Source organism: Vibrio sp. 10N.286.52.C3, assembly GCF_041468865.1.
GTDB classification, from domain to species: domain Bacteria; phylum Pseudomonadota; class Gammaproteobacteria; order Enterobacterales; family Vibrionaceae; genus Vibrio; species Vibrio crassostreae_C.
In genome coordinates, this window is the sequence record NZ_JBFRJM010000031.1 from 79,970 (window position 1) to 102,185 (window position 22,216).

Annotated in this window: 20 protein-coding genes and 2 tRNA genes; 10 read left to right on the top strand and 12 right to left on the bottom strand. The window is 45.3% G+C overall.

Features of this window, described 5'->3' with window-relative positions:
• Positions 1-95 precede the first annotated feature (95 nt).
• The 6 genes from AB4138_RS13510 to AB4138_RS13535 all read left to right on the top strand — a co-directional run bounded on the left by AB4138_RS13510 (position 96) and on the right by AB4138_RS13535 (position 6,036).
• On the top strand, positions 96-1,244 hold the full coding sequence (locus AB4138_RS13510; protein ID WP_372306339.1) for an iron-containing alcohol dehydrogenase: 1,149 nt from the start codon (positions 96-98) through the stop codon (positions 1,242-1,244).
• Positions 1,245-1,469: 225 nt separating this feature from the next.
• Positions 1,470-2,216, top strand: coding sequence for an amino acid ABC transporter ATP-binding protein (locus tag AB4138_RS13515; RefSeq protein WP_065583924.1), 747 nt, complete (start codon positions 1,470-1,472; stop codon positions 2,214-2,216).
• On the top strand, positions 2,216-3,013 hold the full coding sequence (locus tag AB4138_RS13520; protein ID WP_102320751.1) for an amino acid ABC transporter permease: 798 nt from the start codon (positions 2,216-2,218) through the stop codon (positions 3,011-3,013). The genes AB4138_RS13515 and AB4138_RS13520 overlap by 1 nt, the downstream gene beginning before the upstream one ends.
• 12 nt (positions 3,014-3,025) lie before the next feature.
• Complete coding sequence (locus AB4138_RS13525; protein WP_017067595.1) at positions 3,026-3,835, top strand: transporter substrate-binding domain-containing protein; 810 nt, start codon at positions 3,026-3,028, stop codon at positions 3,833-3,835.
• A gap of 138 nt (positions 3,836-3,973) precedes the next feature.
• Positions 3,974-4,900, top strand: coding sequence for an amino acid ABC transporter permease (locus AB4138_RS13530; protein ID WP_372306344.1), 927 nt, complete (start codon positions 3,974-3,976; stop codon positions 4,898-4,900).
• A 191-nt stretch (positions 4,901-5,091) separates the two neighbouring features.
• A complete protein-coding gene (locus AB4138_RS13535) occupies positions 5,092-6,036 on the top strand; it encodes an ADP-ribosylglycohydrolase family protein (RefSeq protein ID WP_372306347.1) in 945 nt (314 codons plus the stop codon).
• Positions 6,037-6,099: 63 nt separating this feature from the next.
• On the opposite strand, the gene AB4138_RS13540 is transcribed toward AB4138_RS13535, so the two are convergent.
• Entirely contained in the window at positions 6,100-6,981 is an 882-nt protein-coding gene (locus AB4138_RS13540) for a LysR family transcriptional regulator (RefSeq protein WP_017064462.1), read from the bottom strand.
• A 102-nt stretch (positions 6,982-7,083) separates the two neighbouring features.
• Here AB4138_RS13540 and AB4138_RS13545 point away from each other — a divergent pair, with 102 nt between their 5' ends.
• Positions 7,084-7,695 (top strand): LysE family translocator, encoded by a 612-nt coding sequence (locus tag AB4138_RS13545; protein ID WP_372306349.1) that lies wholly within the window; start codon positions 7,084-7,086, stop codon positions 7,693-7,695.
• Positions 7,696-7,763: 68 nt separating this feature from the next.
• On the opposite strand, the gene AB4138_RS13550 is transcribed toward AB4138_RS13545, so the two are convergent.
• The 6 genes from AB4138_RS13550 to AB4138_RS13575 form a co-directional block, all read right to left on the bottom strand.
• On the bottom strand, positions 7,764-8,951 hold the full coding sequence (locus AB4138_RS13550) for a DUF1501 domain-containing protein (protein WP_372306352.1): 1,188 nt from the start codon (positions 8,949-8,951) through the stop codon (positions 7,764-7,766).
• A gap of 8 nt (positions 8,952-8,959) precedes the next feature.
• Positions 8,960-10,321, bottom strand: a complete 1,362-nt coding sequence (locus AB4138_RS13555; RefSeq protein WP_102320746.1) for a DUF1800 family protein — start codon at positions 10,319-10,321, stop codon at positions 8,960-8,962.
• Between the two features lie 140 nt (positions 10,322-10,461).
• Complete coding sequence (locus AB4138_RS13560) at positions 10,462-10,914, bottom strand: GNAT family N-acetyltransferase (protein ID WP_372074764.1); 453 nt, start codon at positions 10,912-10,914, stop codon at positions 10,462-10,464.
• Positions 10,915-10,960: 46 nt separating this feature from the next.
• A complete protein-coding gene (locus tag AB4138_RS13565) occupies positions 10,961-11,383 on the bottom strand; it encodes an N-acetyltransferase (protein ID WP_017067098.1) in 423 nt (140 codons plus the stop codon).
• Positions 11,384-11,482: 99 nt separating this feature from the next.
• Positions 11,483-11,821 (bottom strand): zinc ribbon domain-containing protein YjdM, encoded by a 339-nt coding sequence (locus AB4138_RS13570; protein ID WP_372306355.1) that lies wholly within the window; start codon positions 11,819-11,821, stop codon positions 11,483-11,485.
• Between the two features lie 179 nt (positions 11,822-12,000).
• Positions 12,001-13,164, bottom strand: a complete 1,164-nt coding sequence (locus AB4138_RS13575; protein ID WP_017058966.1) for a threonine/serine exporter family protein — start codon at positions 13,162-13,164, stop codon at positions 12,001-12,003.
• 523 nt (positions 13,165-13,687) lie between these two features.
• Here AB4138_RS13575 and AB4138_RS13580 point away from each other — a divergent pair.
• The 3 genes from AB4138_RS13580 to AB4138_RS13590 all read left to right on the top strand — a co-directional run bounded on the left by AB4138_RS13580 (position 13,688) and on the right by AB4138_RS13590 (position 14,440).
• Positions 13,688-13,762 (top strand) — tRNA-Gly (locus AB4138_RS13580).
• Positions 13,763-13,800: 38 nt separating this feature from the next.
• Positions 13,801-13,875 (top strand) — tRNA-Gly (locus AB4138_RS13585).
• A 307-nt stretch (positions 13,876-14,182) separates the two neighbouring features.
• On the top strand, positions 14,183-14,440 hold the full coding sequence (locus AB4138_RS13590) for a hypothetical protein (RefSeq protein ID WP_017067599.1): 258 nt from the start codon (positions 14,183-14,185) through the stop codon (positions 14,438-14,440).
• A gap of 126 nt (positions 14,441-14,566) precedes the next feature.
• Here AB4138_RS13590 and AB4138_RS13595 read toward each other — a convergent pair whose 3' ends face one another.
• The 5 genes from AB4138_RS13595 to AB4138_RS13615 all read right to left on the bottom strand — a co-directional run bounded on the left by AB4138_RS13595 (position 14,567) and on the right by AB4138_RS13615 (position 22,105).
• Positions 14,567-15,097 (bottom strand): cupredoxin family protein, encoded by a 531-nt coding sequence (locus AB4138_RS13595; RefSeq protein ID WP_017067600.1) that lies wholly within the window; start codon positions 15,095-15,097, stop codon positions 14,567-14,569.
• Positions 15,098-15,204: 107 nt separating this feature from the next.
• Positions 15,205-18,348, bottom strand: coding sequence for an efflux RND transporter permease subunit (locus tag AB4138_RS13600; RefSeq protein ID WP_372306358.1), 3,144 nt, complete (start codon positions 18,346-18,348; stop codon positions 15,205-15,207).
• Positions 18,345-20,087, bottom strand: coding sequence for an efflux RND transporter periplasmic adaptor subunit (locus tag AB4138_RS13605; protein ID WP_372306361.1), 1,743 nt, complete (start codon positions 20,085-20,087; stop codon positions 18,345-18,347). Before AB4138_RS13605 ends, AB4138_RS13600 begins: the two co-directional genes overlap by 4 nt.
• An 11-nt stretch (positions 20,088-20,098) precedes the next feature.
• Positions 20,099-21,541 carry a TolC family protein gene (locus tag AB4138_RS13610; protein ID WP_372306370.1) on the bottom strand — a complete coding sequence of 481 codons (1,443 nt, stop codon included), beginning with the start codon at positions 21,539-21,541 and terminating at the stop codon, positions 20,099-20,101.
• Positions 21,542-21,640: 99 nt separating this feature from the next.
• Complete coding sequence (locus AB4138_RS13615) at positions 21,641-22,105, bottom strand: hypothetical protein (RefSeq protein ID WP_102428572.1); 465 nt, start codon at positions 22,103-22,105, stop codon at positions 21,641-21,643.
• Positions 22,106-22,216: the final 111 nt, after the last annotated feature.

The following is a 22,216-nucleotide window of genomic DNA, read 5'->3' on the forward strand; positions in this document are numbered from 1 at the left end:
CTCTTCATTGACCTAGATTACTGTACTAATATGCAAATATAGAAATTGAGCAATAAACCAAAATAACAAATTTCGCTTTACACAAGGAATCTCTGATGCAATTTACTTACGTTAACCCTACTGTTATCCATTTCGGCCAAGGCCAAATCAACGCTATCAGCCAAGCGGTTGATACTTCGAAGAAAGTACTGGTCATCTATGGTGGCGGTTCAATCAAGAGCAACGGTGTTTACGACCAAGTTGTAGAATCTTTGAAAGATCACTCTTGGATCGAGCTCTCTGGCGTTGAAGCAAACCCTACCAAAGAGACGCTAGACAAAGCAGTCGCTCTTGTTAAAGAAGAAAACGTAGAATTCATTATCGCTGTTGGCGGTGGTTCAGTAATCGACGGCTCTAAGTACGTTGCTGCAGCGGCTAAATATGACGGCGACGGTTGGGACATCCTAACGGGCAAACACCAAGTAACTGAAGCGACGCCAATCGGTGCGGTACTGACACTTCCTGCGACAGGTTCTGAATCTAACATGGGTGCGGTAATCACGCGTAAAGCGACTCAAGAGAAGCTTGCTTTCCTTAACCCTGCAGTACAGCCTAAGTTTGCGGTTATGGACCCAGATGTAATGAAGTCTCTACCTGAGCGCCAATTGATCAACGGTTTAGTTGATGCGTGGGTACACGTGTGTGAGCAATACATCACGATGCCAACAGACGCGATGGTTCAAGACGGTTACGCGGAAACACTGCTTAAGAACCTACTTGTACTGGGTAAGCAATACGACGAGCGTGACAACGACGCATGGCGTGCAAACCTAATGTGGACAGCAAACCAAGCGCTTAACGGCCTAATTGGTACGGGTGTTCCTCAAGATTGGGCAACTCACATGATTGGCCACGAATTCACAGCACTATGGCACGTAGACCACGCACGTTCGCTTGCGATTGTTCAACCTTCACTACTTCGTAACCAAATCGAAGCAAAACGTGGCAAGCTAGAGCAAATGGGTCGTAACGTATTTGGCCTAGAAGCGGGTGCTGATTTAGCAGAACGCACAATCGCTGCAATCGAAGCGTTCTACCACAGCCTAGACGTAGCAACCATGTTTGACGGCTACGAAACAAACAAAGCAACGGCGATTGACAATGTTGTCGCTCAACTTGAATCACACGGCTACCTACAACTTGGTGAGAATCAAGCAATCACGCCAGAGAAAACACGTGAGATTCTAGAGTCTGCGATTCACTAAGAATCGGGAAAATAGAGAGAAAGTAAAGATAGTGGTCATACAACGATGAATTTTCACATCTGACTGAACCCATTACTTTTTTCTTTCGTACAACAGAAGCAGCGTTCATTTTGGGCGCTGCTTTTTAATTTGCCCTACAAGATGCTATTAAATTCTCATAAGTCCCTAATTTTATGTGCAATCATATTTCTATATTGTTAAGGTAAACCTGTCTCTTTACTAGGTATGAACAACGATTTGAACAATCTCAAGGAAATGGTTAAGTTTAAGTCACTTAACAAGTGGTATGGTGATTTTCATGCCCTAAAGGATATAGATTTAAATATTGAACAAGGAGAGATAGTGGTGATTTGCGGGCCGTCTGGTTCGGGTAAATCAACCTTGATCCGTTGTATCAATCAGCTAGAACCTTTCGAAAGTGGCGAACTTTCCGTGCTAGAAAAAGTACTCCCGGGTAAGTTCAACACACCGGGCCAAGTCGGAATGGTGTTTCAGCACTTTCATTTATTCCCCCATCTTACCGTGCTTGAGAACCTTACTCTTTCTCCAATTCGTACGCTTAAAAAAAGCAAACAAGAAGCCGAAAAAATAGCAATGCACTATCTCGAGCGTGTGCACATTGCAGAACAAGCCAACAAATACCCAGTGCAACTTTCTGGCGGTCAGCAACAACGCGTGGCTATCGCCCGTTCCCTGTGTATGAAGCCGGAATTACTCTTGTTTGACGAACCCACTTCAGCGCTTGATCCGGAGATGATCAACGAAGTGCTCGATGTGATGGTTGAACTGGCGAGCGAAGGCATCACTATGGTGTGTGTGACACACGAAATGGGCTTTGCAAAACAAGTGGCCGACCGCGTTATCTTCATGGATGAAGGACAAATTGTGGAATCGAATACCCCACAAGCGCTCTTTGAAAACCCTCAACATGAACGTACTCAAGCGTTCCTAAATCAGATCCTGACTTATTGATGTTGATTCGAATTATTAAACCAGCCCTTTCCGCTCTAATACAAATTGTTGTACTAGTGGCCGCTGTTGTCTGGATTCTCGATTCTGGCGCACAAACCATGGGATACAGCTGGCAATGGGAGCGCGTGCCGGACTATATTGCTTTCTATGAAGATGGCGAATGGTGGCCTGCAGAGTTAGTTGAAGGGCTACTGGTTACCATCAATATCTCTCTGATTTCTTTGGTTGCAACGCTGGTGATTGGCTTAACCACAGCCCTATTGCGAAACTCCAATTCGGTGGTTGGACGCACCTTAGCCACCAGCTATGTTGAGTTGATTCGTAACACGCCGTTATTAGTACAAATTTATTTGCTCTATTTTGTATTTGGCCCCGTGTTAGGGCTGGATCGTTTTAGCACTGCCGTTTTAGCCTTGGCACTTTTCCAAGGCGCTTACACCGCCGAGATATTTCGTGCTGGTTTAAATGGTATTGCGAGAGGACAATTTGAAGCAGCTCAATCCTTGGGCTTATCAAAGACCTATACTTACTGGGATGTGATTCTTCCTCAGGTGGTGCAACGCACCTTGCCACCTTTGACCAATGAAGTGATCTCTCTTATTAAAAACTCTTCAATTGTGAGTGTCATGGCTATCTTTGACCTAACAACCGAAGCCAGAAACATAGTTTCTGAAACCGCGATGCCATTTGAGATTTGGTTCTCTGTGGCGATCATTTACCTTGCACTTACACTTTCACTTTCTGCCGTTGCAGCTTGGCTTGAGCATAAGCTCGGAGCTAACTGGCGAACACAATAAGGATTTATCAGCATGAAGCTATTTAAAACCGCAATTACAGCCCTACTTGCGCTTGCCGTCAGTTTGCCTGCACTTGCTTCTGAAACGCCTAACCTAGACAAAATAAACGAACGTGGCTCTCTACGCGTTGGTATGTCGACATTTGTTCCTTGGGCGATGCGTAACAAACAAGGCGATCTTGTTGGCTTTGAAATCGATGTAGCAAAACGTCTTGCTGAAGATTCTGGCTGGAAAGTTGAATTCGTACCGACGGCATGGGATGGCATTATTCCTTCTCTACTTTCGAACAAGTTTGATGTAATCATTGGCGGTATGTCTATCACTGAAGCTCGCGCTAAAAGCGTATTGTTCACTGAACCTTACTCGCACTCTGGCGTTCAACTGGCAGCGAATAAAGAGCTAGCAGAAGGTTTTACACAAATCTCTGATTTTGATTCTCGCCGTGTAAAAATTGCAGCGCGTCGTGGTGCATTCACAGTGCAAGTAGCTCGTGAAACCTTCCCTAAAGCGAAAGTTCTACAGTTCGATGACGATGCTCAAGCATTCCAAGAAGTATTAAACGGCAACGCACACGCGGTTATCGCGTCTAGCCCGAAACCAGAACACGAAGCGATTAAAAACGCAGACACGCTATTTATTCCATTCGAAGAACGCCTATCAAAAGGTAATGAAGCATTTGCAGTTCGCCTAGGTGAAACTGACAAGACAGAATTCTTCAACGAGTGGATCAAAGCACGTACTGAAGACGGTTGGTTGAAAGAGCGTTACGAGTACTGGTTCTCTACTCTAGATTGGCAAGACCAGATTGCTCAAGGTCAGTAATCAACTGCCAATTAGACGCTAAAGAACCAATCAAGGCAGTACCTTGCTGGTACTGTCTTTTAAGAAACACCCGAGATAGCTATAAACTCATAGCCACTCTCACAGCATATTAATTATCATTGTTTAAACAGGAATGACGTGAGTAGTACTAGCGCATTATCAACGCCCAAGCCCAACCTTCACACGAAGCCTTGGTATCAACGCCTCAATCTATTAGATGGAGTGTTGTTTGCGATCATTTTCGCGTTCGCAGGTTGGCTTTATTATCGTTCCGCTGTTGGTATTAACTACCATTGGCGCTGGGAAGATGCGTTTACCCTGATTTTCATTCCGCCTTCTCAAGGCAATATTCCTTACTTTTTCCAAGGCTTGATCGCGACACTGCGCTTGAGTGTTTGGAGCATGGTGTTAGCACTCTCTTTTGGCACATTACTTGGCGTTGCTAGGCACTCTAAAATTGCTTTCTTTCGTACCCCTGCACTGATTTTTATCCAGTTGGTTCGAAATATTCCGCCGCTGGTGTTTGTCTTCATATTCTATTTTTTCGTTTCAAACCAACTGATTCCATTACTTGGTTTAGAAAGTATCTTGCGTGAACACAACGGCGATATTAACGCTGTTCAAGGTTTCCTGTTCGGCCCAGCTAACCTTTGGGAAAACTTAGCGTCTGGTGTGATTTGTATTGGTTTGCTCTCTTCAGCTTATATTGCGGAAGTGATTCGAGCGGGTTTAGAAGGTATTCCTAAAGGCCAATGGGAAGCGGCCGATTCGCTTGGCTTATCTGCATTGTCTAAGTATCGATTTGTGGTTGGCCCACAAGTATTGACTGCCATCACCCCACCATTGGCTGGCCAAGCAATCTCCTTGGTTAAAGACACGTCGATTGTGTCTCTGATTTCTATCCAAGAGATGACGTTTGTTGGTACTGAAATGGCAAACTCTTCAGGTTTGATCTTTGAGATCTGGCTCATTGTTGGCTTCGTATATTTTGCTTTGTGCTTTGCGCTTTCACGTCTTTTCAAAGTGATTGAGCAGCGCTCTAGTGCCTATCTCAACCATCAATAACACCACCAATCAAAAATACGAATTCACCAGACTATTCACGCCCTTATCAATTTCACCTGATTGGTTTAAGCTATTGACCAATCAGGATTTATCCCTTCATATTTCTTCTTAGAAACACAGCAAAATACTCGCCTAATCACTATACTTAAAGTATCGAACTGCGTTGATTCTTCTCAAGGACATCACTCAACATGGACAATCATAAAGAAAGAGCTTTTTACGCCGTTGTTGGCGCATTGGTTGGAGACGCCGCTTCAATGGGGCTGCACTGGCTGTATGACCAAGAGAGGATCTTACACGTAGCGGGTTTTGAGCCAGAATTTCGTTCACCGAATCAGTTCGATTACCAAGACAAGGGCTACTTTGCGCACCAAGGTAAAACCGCAGGCGAGCAATCGCAATATGGTGCTCAGCTATTAGCGATGGTCGATAGCTTAGTCGACAACCAAAAATACGATGAAGCGAGCTACATCAAGCACTTCCGTTTCTGGTTTGATTTTGGTGGCAGTTGGCAAGGTTACATTGATAAAGCGACTCGTATGAGCTTGCTGAACATACATAAACTAGAGCTAACAGAAGCTCCAATCACAGCCTGTGGCGCTGATGACACCCAGCTACCTGCTGTTTCAAAGCTAATTCCTTTAGTGGCGTGTACTTACACCTCTCACACCTTACCGGCAATGGTAGAGAGTGCGGTACGAGTGACCAACAACAACGACAAAGCCGTGGAATGGGCACAAGCCATCACCTTATTGGTTCAAGCGGCAATTCAAGGCAACTCTCCACTGCAATCGGTAGAAATGGTGCGACAAACTTGTAGCAAGTTCATACACGATCAAATCGACGAAGCACTGGCTGATCCTGAGCTTTCGATTACAGATGCCGCGAAGAAGTTTGGATTGCATTGTGAACTGAGTGCCGCGTTCCCCTTGCTGATTCGCATTATTGCAGGTGCTCAGAGTTATCAACAAGGCATTCGCGACAACATCTTATGTGGTGGTGACAGCTGCGGTCGTGCGATTGTAATTGGCGCGGTATTAGCGGCGTGTTTCTACGAAGGAGATGGCGAAATTCCAACCGAATGGCTAAAACAAGTCGAACTCAATGGTGGCGTGCTGTCTTTGCCTATTGAGTGATTTCCACAACAACGAACTAGAGCCTGACATAAGACAAGCACACTTCTAGGTCGGATGTCGTTCCTATAAAGTTGGAACACACTGCGATAACTCATTCTTCAGCCAAACAACAAACGGGCTTTCTGGCTCTTCATGGTTGCTATCTTGCGTGAGCAATATGTACTGGTGACCAGAAGGTACGAAGCCAAACGGCGCGATCAAGTTACCTCTTTCAAGATCGTCGGCGACAAGTGGATAAGACCCAAGCGCTATGCCTAACCCATCGACAGCCGCCTGAAAGCAAAAGTAGAAGTGTGCAAATGTTTGGTTCGCTCGAGCTTTTGACCACTCTCCACCATTAACTTTATCTATAGTGATAGCACCCCAATGACTCCAAGCATCTGGCCGTGTACTGCTGTGCAGTAATTTCACATCATCTAAGTTATCTTTTACCTGCTGCCAATAACCCGGGGAACACACAGGGCCTACCCACTCTTCAACTAGCGGTATCTGTTCGTAACGCTCGGTTAATTTAAAGTCATCTCGGCGAATCGCCATATCGAGCCCTGTCGCATTCAAGTTCACAGGCCCACCAGCAGTCGACAATCGAACATCAATTCCGGATTCGTTATAGAAATCACCGAGTCGAGGCATTAACCAACGCATGGTCAATGTGGGTTCGCATGAAACTTCCAACGCTTGATGATTCAGCTGATTAAGCTTATGGACTCCAGTCTCCAAGGCTTGGAACGCTTGCTCTGTGTAACCTTTGAGTAATTCCCCTTCTTTGGTGAGACACACATTCCTGCCCTGTTTGTAGAACAAAACTTGGGATAAGTGATTTTCCAATACCTTGATCTGCTTACTCACCGCGCCATGTGTGATATTGAGTTTATCCGCCGCTTCACTGTAACTACTCGAATGCGCTGCTACGTGGAAAATATGAAATGCTTTCAAGTGTCTCATGTGTGATTTTTTCTCACAGATAGGTGGAATTCATTTCGATTATAGGCAGCAATAAAAAACCATACAATGCTGGCTCATCAAATATAAAGAGTTGGAGTCATTATGGAGTGGTTAAGCCTAGCAGTATTGGGACTATTGATTGTTATTAGTCCAGGCGCTGATTTCGTTTTAGTTTTGAAAAACAGTGTCAATCAAGGAAGACAAGCAGGGATTTGGACTGCAATCGGTGTGAGTTTAGCGATTTGTGTTCACATCAGTTATTCAATGCTTGGGATCAGTTACTTAATCTCACAGAATGAGCAGCTGTTTGACATGATTAGATACGCAGGTGCAGCCTACCTTATTTATCTAGGACTAAAAGGTATCTTGAGTGCAGACAACAAGCTTGCACCTATCGAAGATACAAAGCAAAGCACCAGTGTTTGGCGCTATTTAGCCCAAGGCTTTTTATGTAACGTGCTCAACCCAAAAACCATGTTGTTCTTTTTGAGCATCTTCAGCCAAGTCATCTCACCTGATGCAGAAAACCAGCATGTCGCACTCGGCTATGGGCTTAACATGATCGTTCTTCACGGCTTGTGGTTTGGGATTGTCGCTATGCTGTTTACTTCGAGTACATTGCAAAAGCATCTATTGAGAGCAAAGAAAAGGCTTAATCAAGCGTGTGGATTTGGCTTAGTGACGTTCGGAGCACTGTTGGCAATTAAATCGTAAACAAGCGAGTCAGAAATAGAATGCGATTCAAACGACTGAATCGCATCTAACTGGGTCTTGGTAAAACTCTAAACAAGATTCATCGGTCTAATATCGGAACTATCAGGGAAGATAGCGTTGAGTTGTTTCACTTCTATCGATAAATGTCGGTTGAGCACACCCTTGATAACCGAACGCATATCAGTCGTTGGACTAAGGTCTCGGCCTTCATATAGCTGGCTTTGGCTCAAGCCCGGCCAATTGGTAATAACCTTACCACCCGCTCCTTTCAACGATGGCAGCGCACCACCCGCAACAAACATGACGTTGCCAGTGCCGTGGTCGGTGCCTTTGGTGCCGTTTTCTTTTGCTGTTCGACCAAATTCACTGGCCGCGATGATCACTGTCTTCTGCCAACGATCACCTAGTGAAGCTTTGAGAGCCGCTAACCCAACATCCAAAGTTTTAAGCTGATTACTCAACCGTCCATTTACGTTGCCTTGATTGGCGTGAGTGTCCCACCCACCGAGTTCTAACGCTGCGATGTTTGGTCCGTTATCAGCCGACAATATGTCGCCTGTTTTACCCATCAATGATTTAAACTGTTTGCCGACACCTTGATCGCCCACCAGTTGATCTATCTTCATGACACTTTCAAAGTTTGAAGACAGCATTTGGTCACTTTGAAACAACTCTTCCAGCAGTTCCGTTTGTTTATCACGTGTTTTTAAGCGGTTTGGGTACCAACTTGCAACGGTCGATTCGCCCTGCATGATGAGTGGTAAGCCCGAATCAATCGCTATTCCATCGTATTTTTCTGAGCTCAACGTGAGTAAACGGTTAATCCACCCTACGGTGTTAAACGGGTCGGAAGTGCCATTCTCCAATATCTTCTGTCCATCAAAATGTGAGCGCTCGCGATAAGCGGTTGAACAAGCGTGTACAAAGCTGAGTTCGTTACTCTCATACCATTGATGGCATTGCTTTAGGGATGGGTGAAGCCCAAAGAAATCATCCAACTTCACTAGCTGTTCAGGTTTTAATCCGATGTTGGGTCTCAAATTAGAGTAATCCGGATCGGCATGCGGCACTACAACATTTAAACCATCCATCGCGCCACGCAGTGATACCCAAATGAAGATATTGTCTGAACCTGTTTTGGCAAAGCTTGGAAATGGCAGCATCGCACTGACGCCAACAGCCGCCGCAATACCCATGAACTGGCGGCGGTTAATACTATGTGGCGCTTTATTCTGAGAACAATCTGACTTTTTCATACCCACTCCTAACGATATTGAAACTGCGGACTTAGCCACAACAGGGAAAGTTGCATTGCAGCGCTGTCGGCTTTGTTCAATACAATTTGGGTGTGTTCATCAATAGCATCGCCATATAAACCCGCGATCACTTTATCCACTACCGCTTTCGGCTTAACTCCTGACGCTTTAGCCGATTTTATTGCAGCAGACGCAAGCCTATTCGCAACTTGCATACGTTGAGTCAACGCCGAAGGGCTATTGTAGTCTCTGTCTTGATCCGACCAGCCTGCAGGTGAACCCGGTTTAAAAGGAGGCTGCCCTAAATTGTTGAGTGCATTGAATGCCTGTTTCTCGTTTAAAGAAATATCGGCACTACGAAGAACGGCAAACAGCCACTCCTTCGGCGGTCTAAAACGATTAGGGTTAGGTTTACTCGCCTCAGCACTGTTCAATAACAAGCGATAAACAGGCAGTAAATTCCCCTCGCCTCTCAGATATTCAGCAACCATTTGCTCTGAGAGTTCTTTAGGTATGTCGCCAATGAAATGCTGGCACAGCTTACCAACCAAGTACGCAGCAGTGTCTTTGTGGGTCGCTAAGGTTTTTAAACACGACTCTCCTTGCGAGACGCCGGATTGAGAATAAGCCTTTCCAAGCAGTGTGATACTTCCTGGCTCATGCAGGTTATTAGCAAATCGAAACCCAGCATCAGGAGATTTGAATTTAATGCCCCAGCCTGAAATCGCTTTTGCTAAGGCAATGACGTCTTGCTGAGTGTAAGAACCGTCAACGCCAAGAGTGTGGAGTTCTAAGATCTCACGAGCGAGGTTCTCATTGAGCCCCTTATTACGGCGCTTTCCGACTTTTGAATTGGGACCAATCGAGAGTTGATTGTCGAGATACAGAAGCATCGCAGGATGTTTAGAAGAAGCCATCAGCATCTCGCCAAAGTTACCATTCCAATGCTGGCGAACCACATCGTTTTCAATGCTGGCGGCCAAGGGCATCAGTTTTCGATTATCGACCGAGATGGCGAAGTGATTGCTCCAAAACTGAATGATGCGCTCTTGAAAACCATAAGGAGTTTCAACACTTTGTAGGTGGCGAGCTTGAGCTTGTTGTCGATACTGCGTTCGAAGAAAAGACTGCGCTTCTTTCTTCGTGGCTTGCATCTGTTGTTCGTCACCCTTGGCCTTCATTCGTTGTACACGATTCTCTCCTACTTTAATCAGAGTAGATTCAGTACTCGGTAAGTCTTGTATAGCTTGGTGAACGAATGGCTTTTTATCCAACTGTTCTACAGGAGAATAATAGGTTGTTTGACCTAGTTTTGGCCCAAAGCCAAACCTTTGTTCACCCACGATTTTTGAAGTCGGGTAATAATTCATTGCACACTCCCTTACGCTCGATCTTTTCTAAGTGTAATCGCTTAGTCATCAAGCATAGGGAGCTTTACAAGGTTTTACGTTAGATAAGTGTCAGATGCCTATCAAGTTACCGACACGGTGTGATCATTTTGAATGAGTGTCTATTTACGCCACATATAGACAAACTGCTCGTTCTGAGAGGTGATTTCAAAGCCAAACCTCAAGTACAACTCCCCAACTCGATTACCTTTTAGGTAACAAAGTTCGACGGGTTTATTGAGGCTGTCAGCCTTAGTTAAGCAATCTTTCAGTACTTGGCTACCAATGCCCTTACCATGATATTCAGGCAGCAAGAAAAATCGGCAAAAGTAGAAGTGGTCACCTTTATCTTGCAGCAACACACTGCCAATCGCTTTGCCCTGATACTCAATGATTTCAGGCCTTTCCTCTGCCCACTCTTCGGCGTGTATGTCTCGTTGAATTTGGTCATCCCAGCCAAAAACAGCCTTGATTGGCTCATATTCAGCCGCCTTTTTTAGCTCGAACAGAAATTCATAATCTGATGACTGAGCAGCTCTTGTTGAATGCGAAAGAGCAGCTTTAACCATGTCCATATGATGTTGATTCCTGTTACTTTTCTACCGGGTTTAGTTATCAAGCTTAAGATAAGTGCATGGTGTATTCTTGATGTCCTGTGTGCTCATCAGTTTGTTCGCTCACAATAGAGAAACCTTGAGACAAGTAGAACTCAATGGTCGCTTGGTTCTCTTTATACACATTCAAAGACAGATTCGGGCATTCAAGCTTCGCGTGTTGGATAAGTTGCTTACCAACACCACAGCCTTGATGCTGTGGGCTCACAAATATCGCCGCTAAGATACCTTCATAAAGCGAATAAAAGCCACAAACCTCACCGTCTACTTGATACACGTAAGTTATTGATGCAGGAATGTATATGTCGCGCATATTACCTACTTGAGACTCCCAGAACTCAGGAGCCACAAAGTCATGCGCCTTGATCGAGGCGGTTAACCAAATATCTAAAACGACCTCAATATCAGCTGGGTTGTACTCTCTAATCATCTTAATTCTCTAAAATTATTGCGTTTTAATATGCGAATCAGTATGTCGAGAAGCGACTTAAACTTATTGAAGATTTACGACAATTATTTGAAACAATGGTTACTGCTTCTTAACGTACTCCGCCGTAACCAGCATTTCACCGCCACCATCCAGCTTGCAATCTAGTTGGTGATCTTTGCCTTCATTGATGCGTCGAATCACAGCTTTAGTACCAATTTTCAATACGCTAGAACTGCCTTTAATTTTTAGATCTTTAATGAAGGTAACTTTATCGCCACTTTCCAATACAACGCCATTCACGTCCTTAACACGCGCGGCTTCTCTTTCTAAACGCTCTTCTTCTGGGTTCCATTCGTAGGCGCACTCAGGGCAGATTAGGTTGTTTTGGTCTGGGTAAACATATTCAGATTGGCATTGCGGGCAAGGAGGTAGAGACATACGTTAATACTTAATTTAAATAGAATTTGTTCCATTTTAATGGCTCTTGTCAGGCTTAGCGAGCATAAATCTAACAAGTTTTACGGAGAGCTAATTGTCTTCAAAAAAGAGCAGCACCTAAAACGAACAAACACAGCCGCTAAGCTGTGTTTGTTTAAAGGTTTGAAAAGCGGAACGGCTTAACGTTCGACTTTTGGTGAGTAAATCGAGTAAGCGGTAATTTGCCCTGCCACGATTGCCGAGAACATGAATAACGCCGATAAACCAATACTCGGGATAGGCAAAATCGATTGTTCAAACACCGACTGGCTGGCACTCACTAATACTCGGCTACCCGGAACCAAGATGATGATCCCTTGCACGATATAAATAGAACCCGTGAGCTCCATCTTCTTGGCAATCCAAGTTCCGTACAAAGTAATAAGAACCGTCGTCACCCAAGTGCCGACAACCCAACCACTATCAAAACCTAGATAGAATGGGCCCCACATACCGAGAACGGCAACTGGCAAACCAAGTAAGATGTCTTTAGGGCGAGCATTGAACATCACACCGATAGACACAGAGATCAGCACCAAGCCAGATATGTGCATCCACATCGGTACCGCGTTGGTATAGTCGATGGAGACCGCTTGTCCCCATATCGCTTCACCGATGTTGAGCCCCATGATAATCCCGACAAACAGCTTAATCAGGGTTAAGGCGCTCTGCCCTAGCAAGCTGGTACCAGAAACCAAGTCATTAAACGCCAAACATTCTAATGCGTTAGCTATGGATAACCCGGGGACAAACAAGACAATCGAGGCGATACACAACGCCCACACCGGAATCGGCAACCCTGTGCTCGCCAGAAACGCCACGAAGATACCGGTTAGCAGTGCCGAGATGAATTCAACTGCGATAGCGCGACGTGAATGAAGGACTTGCTGACAGACCCAAACCATCAAACCCAATAACGCAGAAAAACCCACCGCTTCCAACGTACTGCCCACCAGCATCAAATACGCAGGCGGAATCCCCATATTGGCTAGTGCAGTCACAAATTTAGAGTAACCGACAGGCTCTGGTACAGGCTCACTGCTCGGTTGGTTAATACGAATGATGGTATTAGCCAACAAACTCAGGTTAATTGAAGCAGGCTTTAGACGCTTAAGAATCACAGCGTTGTTATCGTCTGGAAACTGATAATTGATCGCGGTTGGCGTTGCTTGGATCATCACATCCACACCATGCTTTTTAGCATAATATTGTGTATATTTTTCAAGCTTATACGGAGCACAACCACTGCGGTGAAGAGTGTCACCAATTTCAACAATTTTGTTAATTCGGAACTGAGAAGGCATGGGTATTTTAGGGGAGACAAAATGTGCGGCAAATGTACCAAACGATAGACGGATTGACGAGACTTTTGCGTAAATTATCAACTCAACTCGTTACTTTTTTCTTCGAACGCTTAAAGGTGCGTATAACTCTACTCATTTGGGATTAGTTTCCTGAATACTTCGACTGGTTGGTAAGTTAAATTTATGCATCCATATTGTTATTAATGGACGCCAAAACACGATTAAAAATCAGTTTATGTTAACACTCCAAATTCCTTAATTTGTATGGGTTTTATGACAAGCTAACACCAACAAACTGGTTTATAAATCAAACCGAATTTGTCACAGAAATAGCGGGGGATTTTCCATTGTTTCTCGCCCTCCGTTTAACGAGAGTTTAGTCACATTTTATTCACTCTGAAAACGCCGAACATGATTGAAAAACTAGCGGTGTGGTGGTTATGCGAGCACTTAGAATAAAAATGAAAGAAAAAGGTTTCGTTTTCAGTTAGATGTGGCATTATCACTCTCGTTAAGACGATGTGCGTACATCGTATAATGGCTATTACCTCAGCCTTCCAAGCTGATGATGCGGGTTCGATTCCCGCTGTACGCTCCAGTCTTCTTGATGCCTCAGTCTTACTCATAAGACAGTGTGCGTGCATCGTATAATGGCTATTACCTCAGCCTTCCAAGCTGATGATGCGGGTTCGATTCCCGCTGCACGCTCCAACTTCTCCTTAAGCTTCATTACGCACTTTCTTCCAGCGACACGCTATTCAAAAACTTTCTCCGTTAGTTAAATCCATAGTCATTAAATCTATACTGATTAAACTTATTTTGTTTAAGCTTAGATTGACCAACCAAAGCTATTAACTCCTTAATTCGCTTCGTATTTCTGACACCTATCCAAATCACACATTGCAGTTCAGCTTTTAATGATTTTCAAAATTGTTCCAATTTAATAATCTTGGTCAATATCTGCAAAAATCATTGTGTTAATGTGCGCGCATTAGCAACAACCCATAAATAATAAAAAATGTTTAAAAGCAATGAGTTAACAATTAGCATCAAAGCAATTAATGTCGCGCTAGCAAAAGTTGAAAATGCCAATAAAATTCAGCTAGATACATTGAAAGGTTATGTGAACAGCGAGCCTGAACAGGCTGTACTGGCTTTTCGATCGCTGAATGAAGCAGAGTCAATCGATGACAAGTTTAAAAAGATCATGGCAGAGCTACCGCATCTGAGCGGCGAAGCACACCATCTGCTTGAAACTTCTATCTTGCTACAGTGACTATAAATAAAGATAAGCCTCAGCGAATCCCTCACAGCAAAGCGCTTTAGGTATAAGTTAAGACTTATCTTTAATTTTCTAGCCCTCATTGAATTTCTAATTCAACAAAGCGCTATTGATTAACGTCTAAAGCGTTAACGACTTCACCATACCCGCTTCAGCGTGACCAGGGATATTGCACGCTAACTCTACGTTATTATCACCATGGAAATGCCACAGCAATTGCTTCGCTTTACCCGGCTTAACTGTAACTGTGCTACCCGAGTCATGGGCGTGATTACCCGTGTTTTTCATCATTTCACGATGCTCTAGCTGCTCTGAGGCAGAACCAATCGAGAATTCGTGATCAATCTTGCCTGTATTCATCACAACAAACTGCACTACGTCATTTGGCTCTATATCGACCTTGTTTTTAAATGTGATTTTCATATCATCACTTAGCAGCACATGAACCACTTTATCGGGCTTCGCGCCTTGAGCTGGCATCCCAACTTCTGACATACCTTCCATGTCCATCATTCCATCCATATTCATCATCTTTGAATGGTCCATCTTTCCACTCGTCATCATACTGTGATCCATTTTTGAATGGTCCATTGCAGCAAACGCGGTTGCTGTAGTCAGTGTTAGAGCGATAGCAATTAGTGTCTTTTTCATCGTCGTTCCTTAGATTAATTCAGTTATTTATTTGTTAGTTTCACATGTTCATATGGTGCGCCCTTACCTACTCCTGTCTCGCAAGTAAGGGCTTTATAGTCAGTGCGTTATTTACTTGTCTCGTTTTGGCTCTGAGTAATCTCTCGCTGTTTCCAGAGCTTAAAGATTGCAGGCAAAACCAGTAGGGTAAGCAACAGTGCCGACGCCATTCCGCCTATCATCGGCGCGGCAATTCGCTGCATCACTTCAGAGCCCGTTCCCTCGCCATACATAATTGGAATGAGGCCAATGATCACCGTAAGTACTGTCATCATCACTGGGCGAACACGCAGTCCTGCACCCTCACGAATCGCATCCGTTAAGTCTTCACTCTGAAGTGCTTGCTGGTTCTGCTCCGCATCCAATTTTTTGTAGTGCCATGCTTGGTTTAGGTAGACCAACATGATCACACCTATCTCAACAGCTACCCCGGCAAGCGCGATAAAGCCCACACCCACCGCAATGGAGAAGTTATAATTGAGGACATGCATCAGCCATAGGCCGCCAACCATCGCGAGTGGCAATGTCAGCATGATCATCATCACTTCACCGACACGGCGGAAGCTCAAATACAGCAGCAACATAATGATGGCAATGGTGATAGGCACGACCACACTTAAGCGATCTTTGGCGCGTTCCATGTACTCGTATTGACCAGACCAAGCCAGTGAGTAACCCGCAGGCAAAACAATTTGATCTGTAACGACTTTTTGTGCCTCTGCCACATAAGAACCAAGGTCACGCCCTTCGATATCCACGAACACCCAACCATTAGGACGCGCATTCTCTGTTTTGATCATCGGAGGGCCATCTTCATATCGAATATCCGCGACATCAGAAAGCGCGATACGAGCACCGTTTGGTGTCACTAACGGTAGGTTCTGTAACTTAACGACAGAATCACGATAGCTTTGTGGATAACGGACATTGATCGGGTAACGCTCTAGTCCCTCAACGGTTTCACCCACGTTCATGCCACCAACCGCAGTCGAGATAACCTGTTGCACTTCTTTAATGCTCAAGCCATATCGCGCAGCAGAGCGGCGTTTAATGTCTATCGTGACGTAACGACCGCCCGCAACACGCTCGGCGTAGACAGAAGCCGTACCGCTAACACCATTTAAGATAGGTTCCAGCTGAGAGCCAATGTCCTCTATAACACTCAGATCTGGCCCTGCTATTTTGATTCCGATTGGCGTTTTGATACCGGTCGCTAACATGTCGATACGAGTTTTGATTGGCATAACCCACGCATTGGTTAAACCTGGGAACTGAATCAGATCATCAAACTCTTTACGCAGAGACTCCGTAGTGACACCGTCACGCCACTCATCTCGCGGTTTAAGCTGAATCACGGTTTCAATCATGGTTAACGGTGCAGGATCGGTTGCTGTCTCTGCTCGACCAATTTTGCCCCACGTGGTTTCGACTTCTGGAATGGTTTTAATGAGCTTGTTGGTTTGTTGCAACAACTCACGAGCCTTACCTATTGAGATGCCCGGATACGTGGTTGGCATGTACATCAAATCCCCTTCGTCCAAAGGAGGGATGAACTCGCTACCAAGCTTACTGGTTGGGTAATAAGCAGACGCCATTAAGCCAAGTGCGATAACAATCATCACCTTGGGATATTTTAGGCTGAGGTTCAGAAGCGGTTTGTACATCGCCACTAGGCTACGGTTTACTGGGTTTTTGTGTTCAGGTAGCACGTTGCCGCGAATGAAGTAACCCATTAGCACAGGCACAAGCGTGATTGCCAAACCCGCCGCTGCCGCCATCGCATACGTCTTGGTAAACGCGAGTGGCGAGAACATCTTGCCCTCTTGGCCTTCTAACGCGAACACAGGCACAAAGCTCAAGGTAATGATAATCAGAGAGAAGAACAGCGGTGCGCCAACTTCTTCTGCTGCCTTACCAATCACCTGCCAACGGTTTTTGTCAGTGAGCGTAGTCCGTTCAATGTGTTTATGAACGTTCTCGATCATCACGATGGCACCATCCACCATGGCGCCAATCGCAATCGCTATTCCGCCAAGAGACATGATGTTGGCGTTAATACCCTGCCAATGCATCACGATAAAAGCACCTAAAATACCAACAGGCAGACTTAGCGCGATAACCAGTGATGAGCGGATATGGAACAAGAACAGCGCACACACCACGGCGACCACGATGAACTCTTCAGCCAGCTTCTTCCAAAGGTTTTCAACGGCTGAATCAATCAAAGTCGAACGGTCATAAGTTGCGACAATCTCGACACCATCCGGTAAGCCAGCTTTCAGTTCAGCAAGCTTGGTTTTAACCGAGTCGATCACTTCACTGGCATTTTCACCAAAGCGCATCACGATAACGCCGCCAACCGCTTCGCCCTCACCGTTGAGTTCCGAGATACCACGACGCATTTGCGGTCCAAGGTTAATGTCAGCAATATCACCCAGTAACAACGGTGTGCCTTTGTCTGTTACTTTTAATGACAGAGATTGAATGTCTTCAATACTCGTCAGGTAACCCGTGGTGCGAACCATGTGTTCCGCTTCAGCAATCTCAACCACTGAGGCACCGGTTTCTTGATTACCATCTTGAATTGCCTTGTTGACTTGCTGAAGCGTTAGGTCATATGCACGTAACTTGGCCGGATCAATCTGTACTTGATACTGCTTCACCATGCCGCCAACGGTCGCCACTTCAGACACGCCTTCTACGGTTTGCAATTCATACTTCAAGAACCAATCTTGCAAACTACGAAGTTCCGCTAAGTCGTGCTGACCTGTTTTATCTTGCAACACGTAGCTGTAAACCCAGCCCACACCAGTTGCATCGGGTCCTAGTGTTGGCTTGGCACTCGATGGCAAGTTAGGTGCAACTTGGCTTAAGTACTCCAACACTCGTGAACGCGCCCAGTACATATCGGTATCGTCATTGAAGATGATATAGACATAGGAATCACCAAAGAACGAGTAGCCACGAACTGTTTCAGCACCCGGTACAGCTAACATGGCGGTGGTCAATGGATAGGTCACCTGATCCTCGACCACTTGTGGGGCTTGCCCCGGATAACTGGTTTTGATGATCACCTGAACATCTGACAAATCAGGAATGGCATCGACAGGTGTATTTTTAACGCTGTATAAGCCGCCAAATACGATGGCTACAGTAGCAACCAACACTAAGAAGCGGTTGCTAATAGACCAGCGAATGATTGCATTGATCATAGTTCGCCCTCACCCGTGCTATTCGTCGGTTCGAGAGATTTGAGCACATAATCAGAACCTTGCTTCGCCACTAGAAACCGAATGGTTTGACCCTCGGAAAACTCAGATAAATCAAGGTCATCACTGGCTTGGAAATTCATTTCACCCGCTTTCCAATTCCACTCAGGGACTGGCTGATGTTTTACGGTGATCATGCCAAAATCTGCCATCAACATAGTGATGTCACCCGTTACCCAAACTTCGCCAGCGATCTTGTGTTTGTTCACCTTGTAATCAACAACCTCGTACTGCCCTGACTCTGATTTTCTCATCTCAAAATCAATTGCCTTACCACGTTGCACGTCACTCATGTCTAAACCTTCCGCAAAGGTGAAGTTCATCACCATGCCCGGCCAATCCCACTCTGGAACGGGCTGATGGTTAATTGTCACCATACGACTGCCTTGCATAACATCGGAAATTTCACCGTTTGCCCACACGGTTTCAGCTTGTTCCTCAACACCATTAATGCGTGACAGATCCGCTGATTGGCTCGATTCAGAGTCCAACATAAAGTGTGCAGAAGTGACAATGTTCTCACCTTGCTCTAGCCCTTGAAGCACCTCTATTTTTTCGCCAGCTTCACGACCAACCTCAATACGAGCAGAGCGATACTTGCCAGAACCTTCTGACATCACCACTCGAGTCATACCACCGGAGTGAATCACCGAAGATCTTGGGATAGTAAGAACCGCTTCATCACTAATGGGTTTCAGCGCAATATTTGCAAACATATTTGGCTTAAGCTCGCCATGGGGATTGGAGAACTTCAAACGAACGCGCAAGGTTCGAGTTTTCGGGTCCAGAATTGGGTAGACATAATCGACGTTGCCCTGCCACTCCTTACCGGGAATCGCATCCAGTGTCATTTCGGCATTGCTGCCTGATGAGATCCAGTGTGCTTGGCGCTCAAACACCTCAGCATCAACCCATACCTCGCCTAATGGGCCAGCACTGATCACCGCTTGTGCAGGTGAAAGATAACCACCTTCTCGAATATTCAGGCTAGCGATGACACCATCCGCAGGCGCTTTGATTTCGATGGTTTGCGAGGCTTTCCCTTTACGAGCGATGGATCGTATCTGCGCTTTATCTACACCTAGGGTGACCAAGCGTTCAGTCGAGCCCTTGATCAAACCTTTACGACCCGTTTTATAAGCACTGATCAACTCTTCTTGTGCTTTAACAAGCTCTGGAGAATAGAGTGTGAAAAGTACATCACCTTTGTTTACCTTCTCACCCACTGCGTTGATGTAGAGCTTCTCAACCCAACCAGCTGCTCTTACGTTAGTTTGCCACAATGTACTTTCATCGAACGCCACATAACCCACGGTTTCAATGCGCGGTGATAGCGCTTCGAACTTAACTTTCGCTGTTTTGACACCCAGATTATTTTCTACCGACGAATCAATGAACACGGTTCCGGGCTTATCTTTGGCTCCGCCGTTCACATCGTCTGCATACACAGGGATAAGGTCCATCCCCATTGGCGATTGACCTGGCTTATCACGCTGATAATTTGGATCCATCGGAGCTACCCAATACAAAGGCTCATCGCTGGCCTGTTCACTTACATCTGCGCCTGTACTCGTTGCCATTGCTGACATGTTATGTGTTGGATTAATTAGAAAATGGTTCACACCAAAACCCAATGCACCACCGACCAATAAAGCGATTGTTGCTACTTTTACTGTACTCATTGTCTATTCCCTTATTGATTGGCTGTGTGTTTAGTTGCGCTTGAGCTGAGTTGTGGTTGGTTTACTTGGTATTCAAAGCCACTGACTAACGCCGCCAGTTTGCTGTTAACGATGTTGAGGTCGGTGATCAAACGTTGTTGCTCTAACTGAAGCGCCAGCTCATCGGTCGTTGCTGAAATGACGTCGTTAAACTGGGCGGTATTGTTTTGATAGCCCCTCTCAACCGCGCTGATTCGGGCTGCGGTTTGAGGAAGCAAGGACGTTTGATAGCGATCTAATCGCTGGATCAGATTTGATCTGTCCACCAGCAATGCGTTCACTTGCGCGTTCATTTGGGAAAGTAAGGTGTCTTTTTGAGATTTAGCCGCACCAACTTGATACTGAGCAGCCGATAAGTTCTTATCTTGTCGATTCCCCGTAAACAGCGGGATGTCGACAGTCAGATAGGCACTCACCAGATCAGAAGCAGGTTCACCTGCCATGTTATTGGCTTGACGGTGTGCATACATCACTTCCACCCCAAACTGCGGGGTATAAGCTTGCTCGGCTAACTCAACCTGAGTTTGATTGGAGGAAATACTGACATCGGAGATCTTAATCAAAGGATGGTCAGTCAGTAGCTTGTAGTGCTTGGTTGAATCGATATTGGTCGCTAATTTGCTTTCCAACAACGACCAATCGATTTGGTTAGTTGCATTCAGTGTGCCCAGAGAATCAAGAGCCTGAGATCCTAGCCAATCAGAACCCAACCATTCAGAAAGCTGAGAGATTAAACGACGCTGAATTTGCTGATTAGCTTGTAGCTTTTCATCAAGTTTACTGACTTGAAGCTGAGCATTAAGCAGATCTTGCGCTTCGCTTTTACCAATCGAGTAATTGGTTTGTACATAGTTTTCAAGCTCAACCAACAAACGACGATTTTGACGAATCACCGACTCAGCCTTTTGCTGATAACCTAACTCAAGCCAAAGCTGCGTCATGCTATTCGCAACCGTCAATTCTCTTGCTTGCACCTGCAAAGCTAAAGCATCAGCCTGCTGGCCTGCCTTTTTCTGTTGGAGGTTAAGCGTATCGCCACGCTCAAACTGCTGCATCAACCCTACCGATATATTGGTCATCGGGTCTTCGTCGAATTGAAAACTATCGACAGGCAAACCGCCAAATCCAACTTTTAATTTAGGATCCATTAAGGTCGAGCTGGCAATGCCCGTTTCTCGCATCGCTTGAGACTGAGCAAAGTACTGTTTGCGATTTCCATCTTCGCTTAAAGCAATCTCAATCAGTGTATTGAGTTGCTGCGTCGAGCTTGCTTGGTCATGTGCTGAAATGTGTTGAGCATTTGAAGCTGACGCCGTGGTAGCCGCGAGCGTAGCACTTGAAAACAAGGCCATAGGCAAGGTAGCAGCAACCACTAAGCTCGTGTTCATGACAAACACAGAGGTTGTTGGTTTCATATTCACAATGAATGTCCATATCTAACGCTAATTAGCGCATAAAAAAGAATGGCTTATCAGATTTATCTAACTGATAGAGCTGTATTTTTAGATATAGATTTATGCGGAAGGTGGGCGTAGCAAAGATTGTGCACGTGCGACTTTCTGCCCAATAATGACAGATTGAAAACGAGCTAAAGAAGAGACAAATGGATTCGCGACTTGAACAGCCTGAATTGGATAGGGACTTGCAGAACACATTGAGGCACAGCAATCGACACTCGAACAATGGTTACCCATCATCGAGCTACCGTCTTCGCTCATTGAAGACATATCGCATTGAGCCATCAAAGCATGGGCACTCATGTTAGAGTCTTCAGCGTGTACTTCTTCACTCATCACATGACACCCCGCCATTGAATCATTAACCGAAGTATCGCTGTGGTAACAAGCCGACTTGCTCGACCCCATTTCCATCATCATTACTTCAGTCATCAAGGCTGAGGAGCTTGAGGCATAGCTAGACATCAACATCGCAATGATGCTGAAAACAATAATCCAAGTTTTTCGGAATGTGTTTGTCATAGCTTACCTTTGAATTTACACCGCAACTATAAACGTTACCCTTAGGGTAAGGTCAATGCCATTGTGCCGATATTTGCCTGACCGTTGAAAAAGTATTCATCCTCTCTTTCA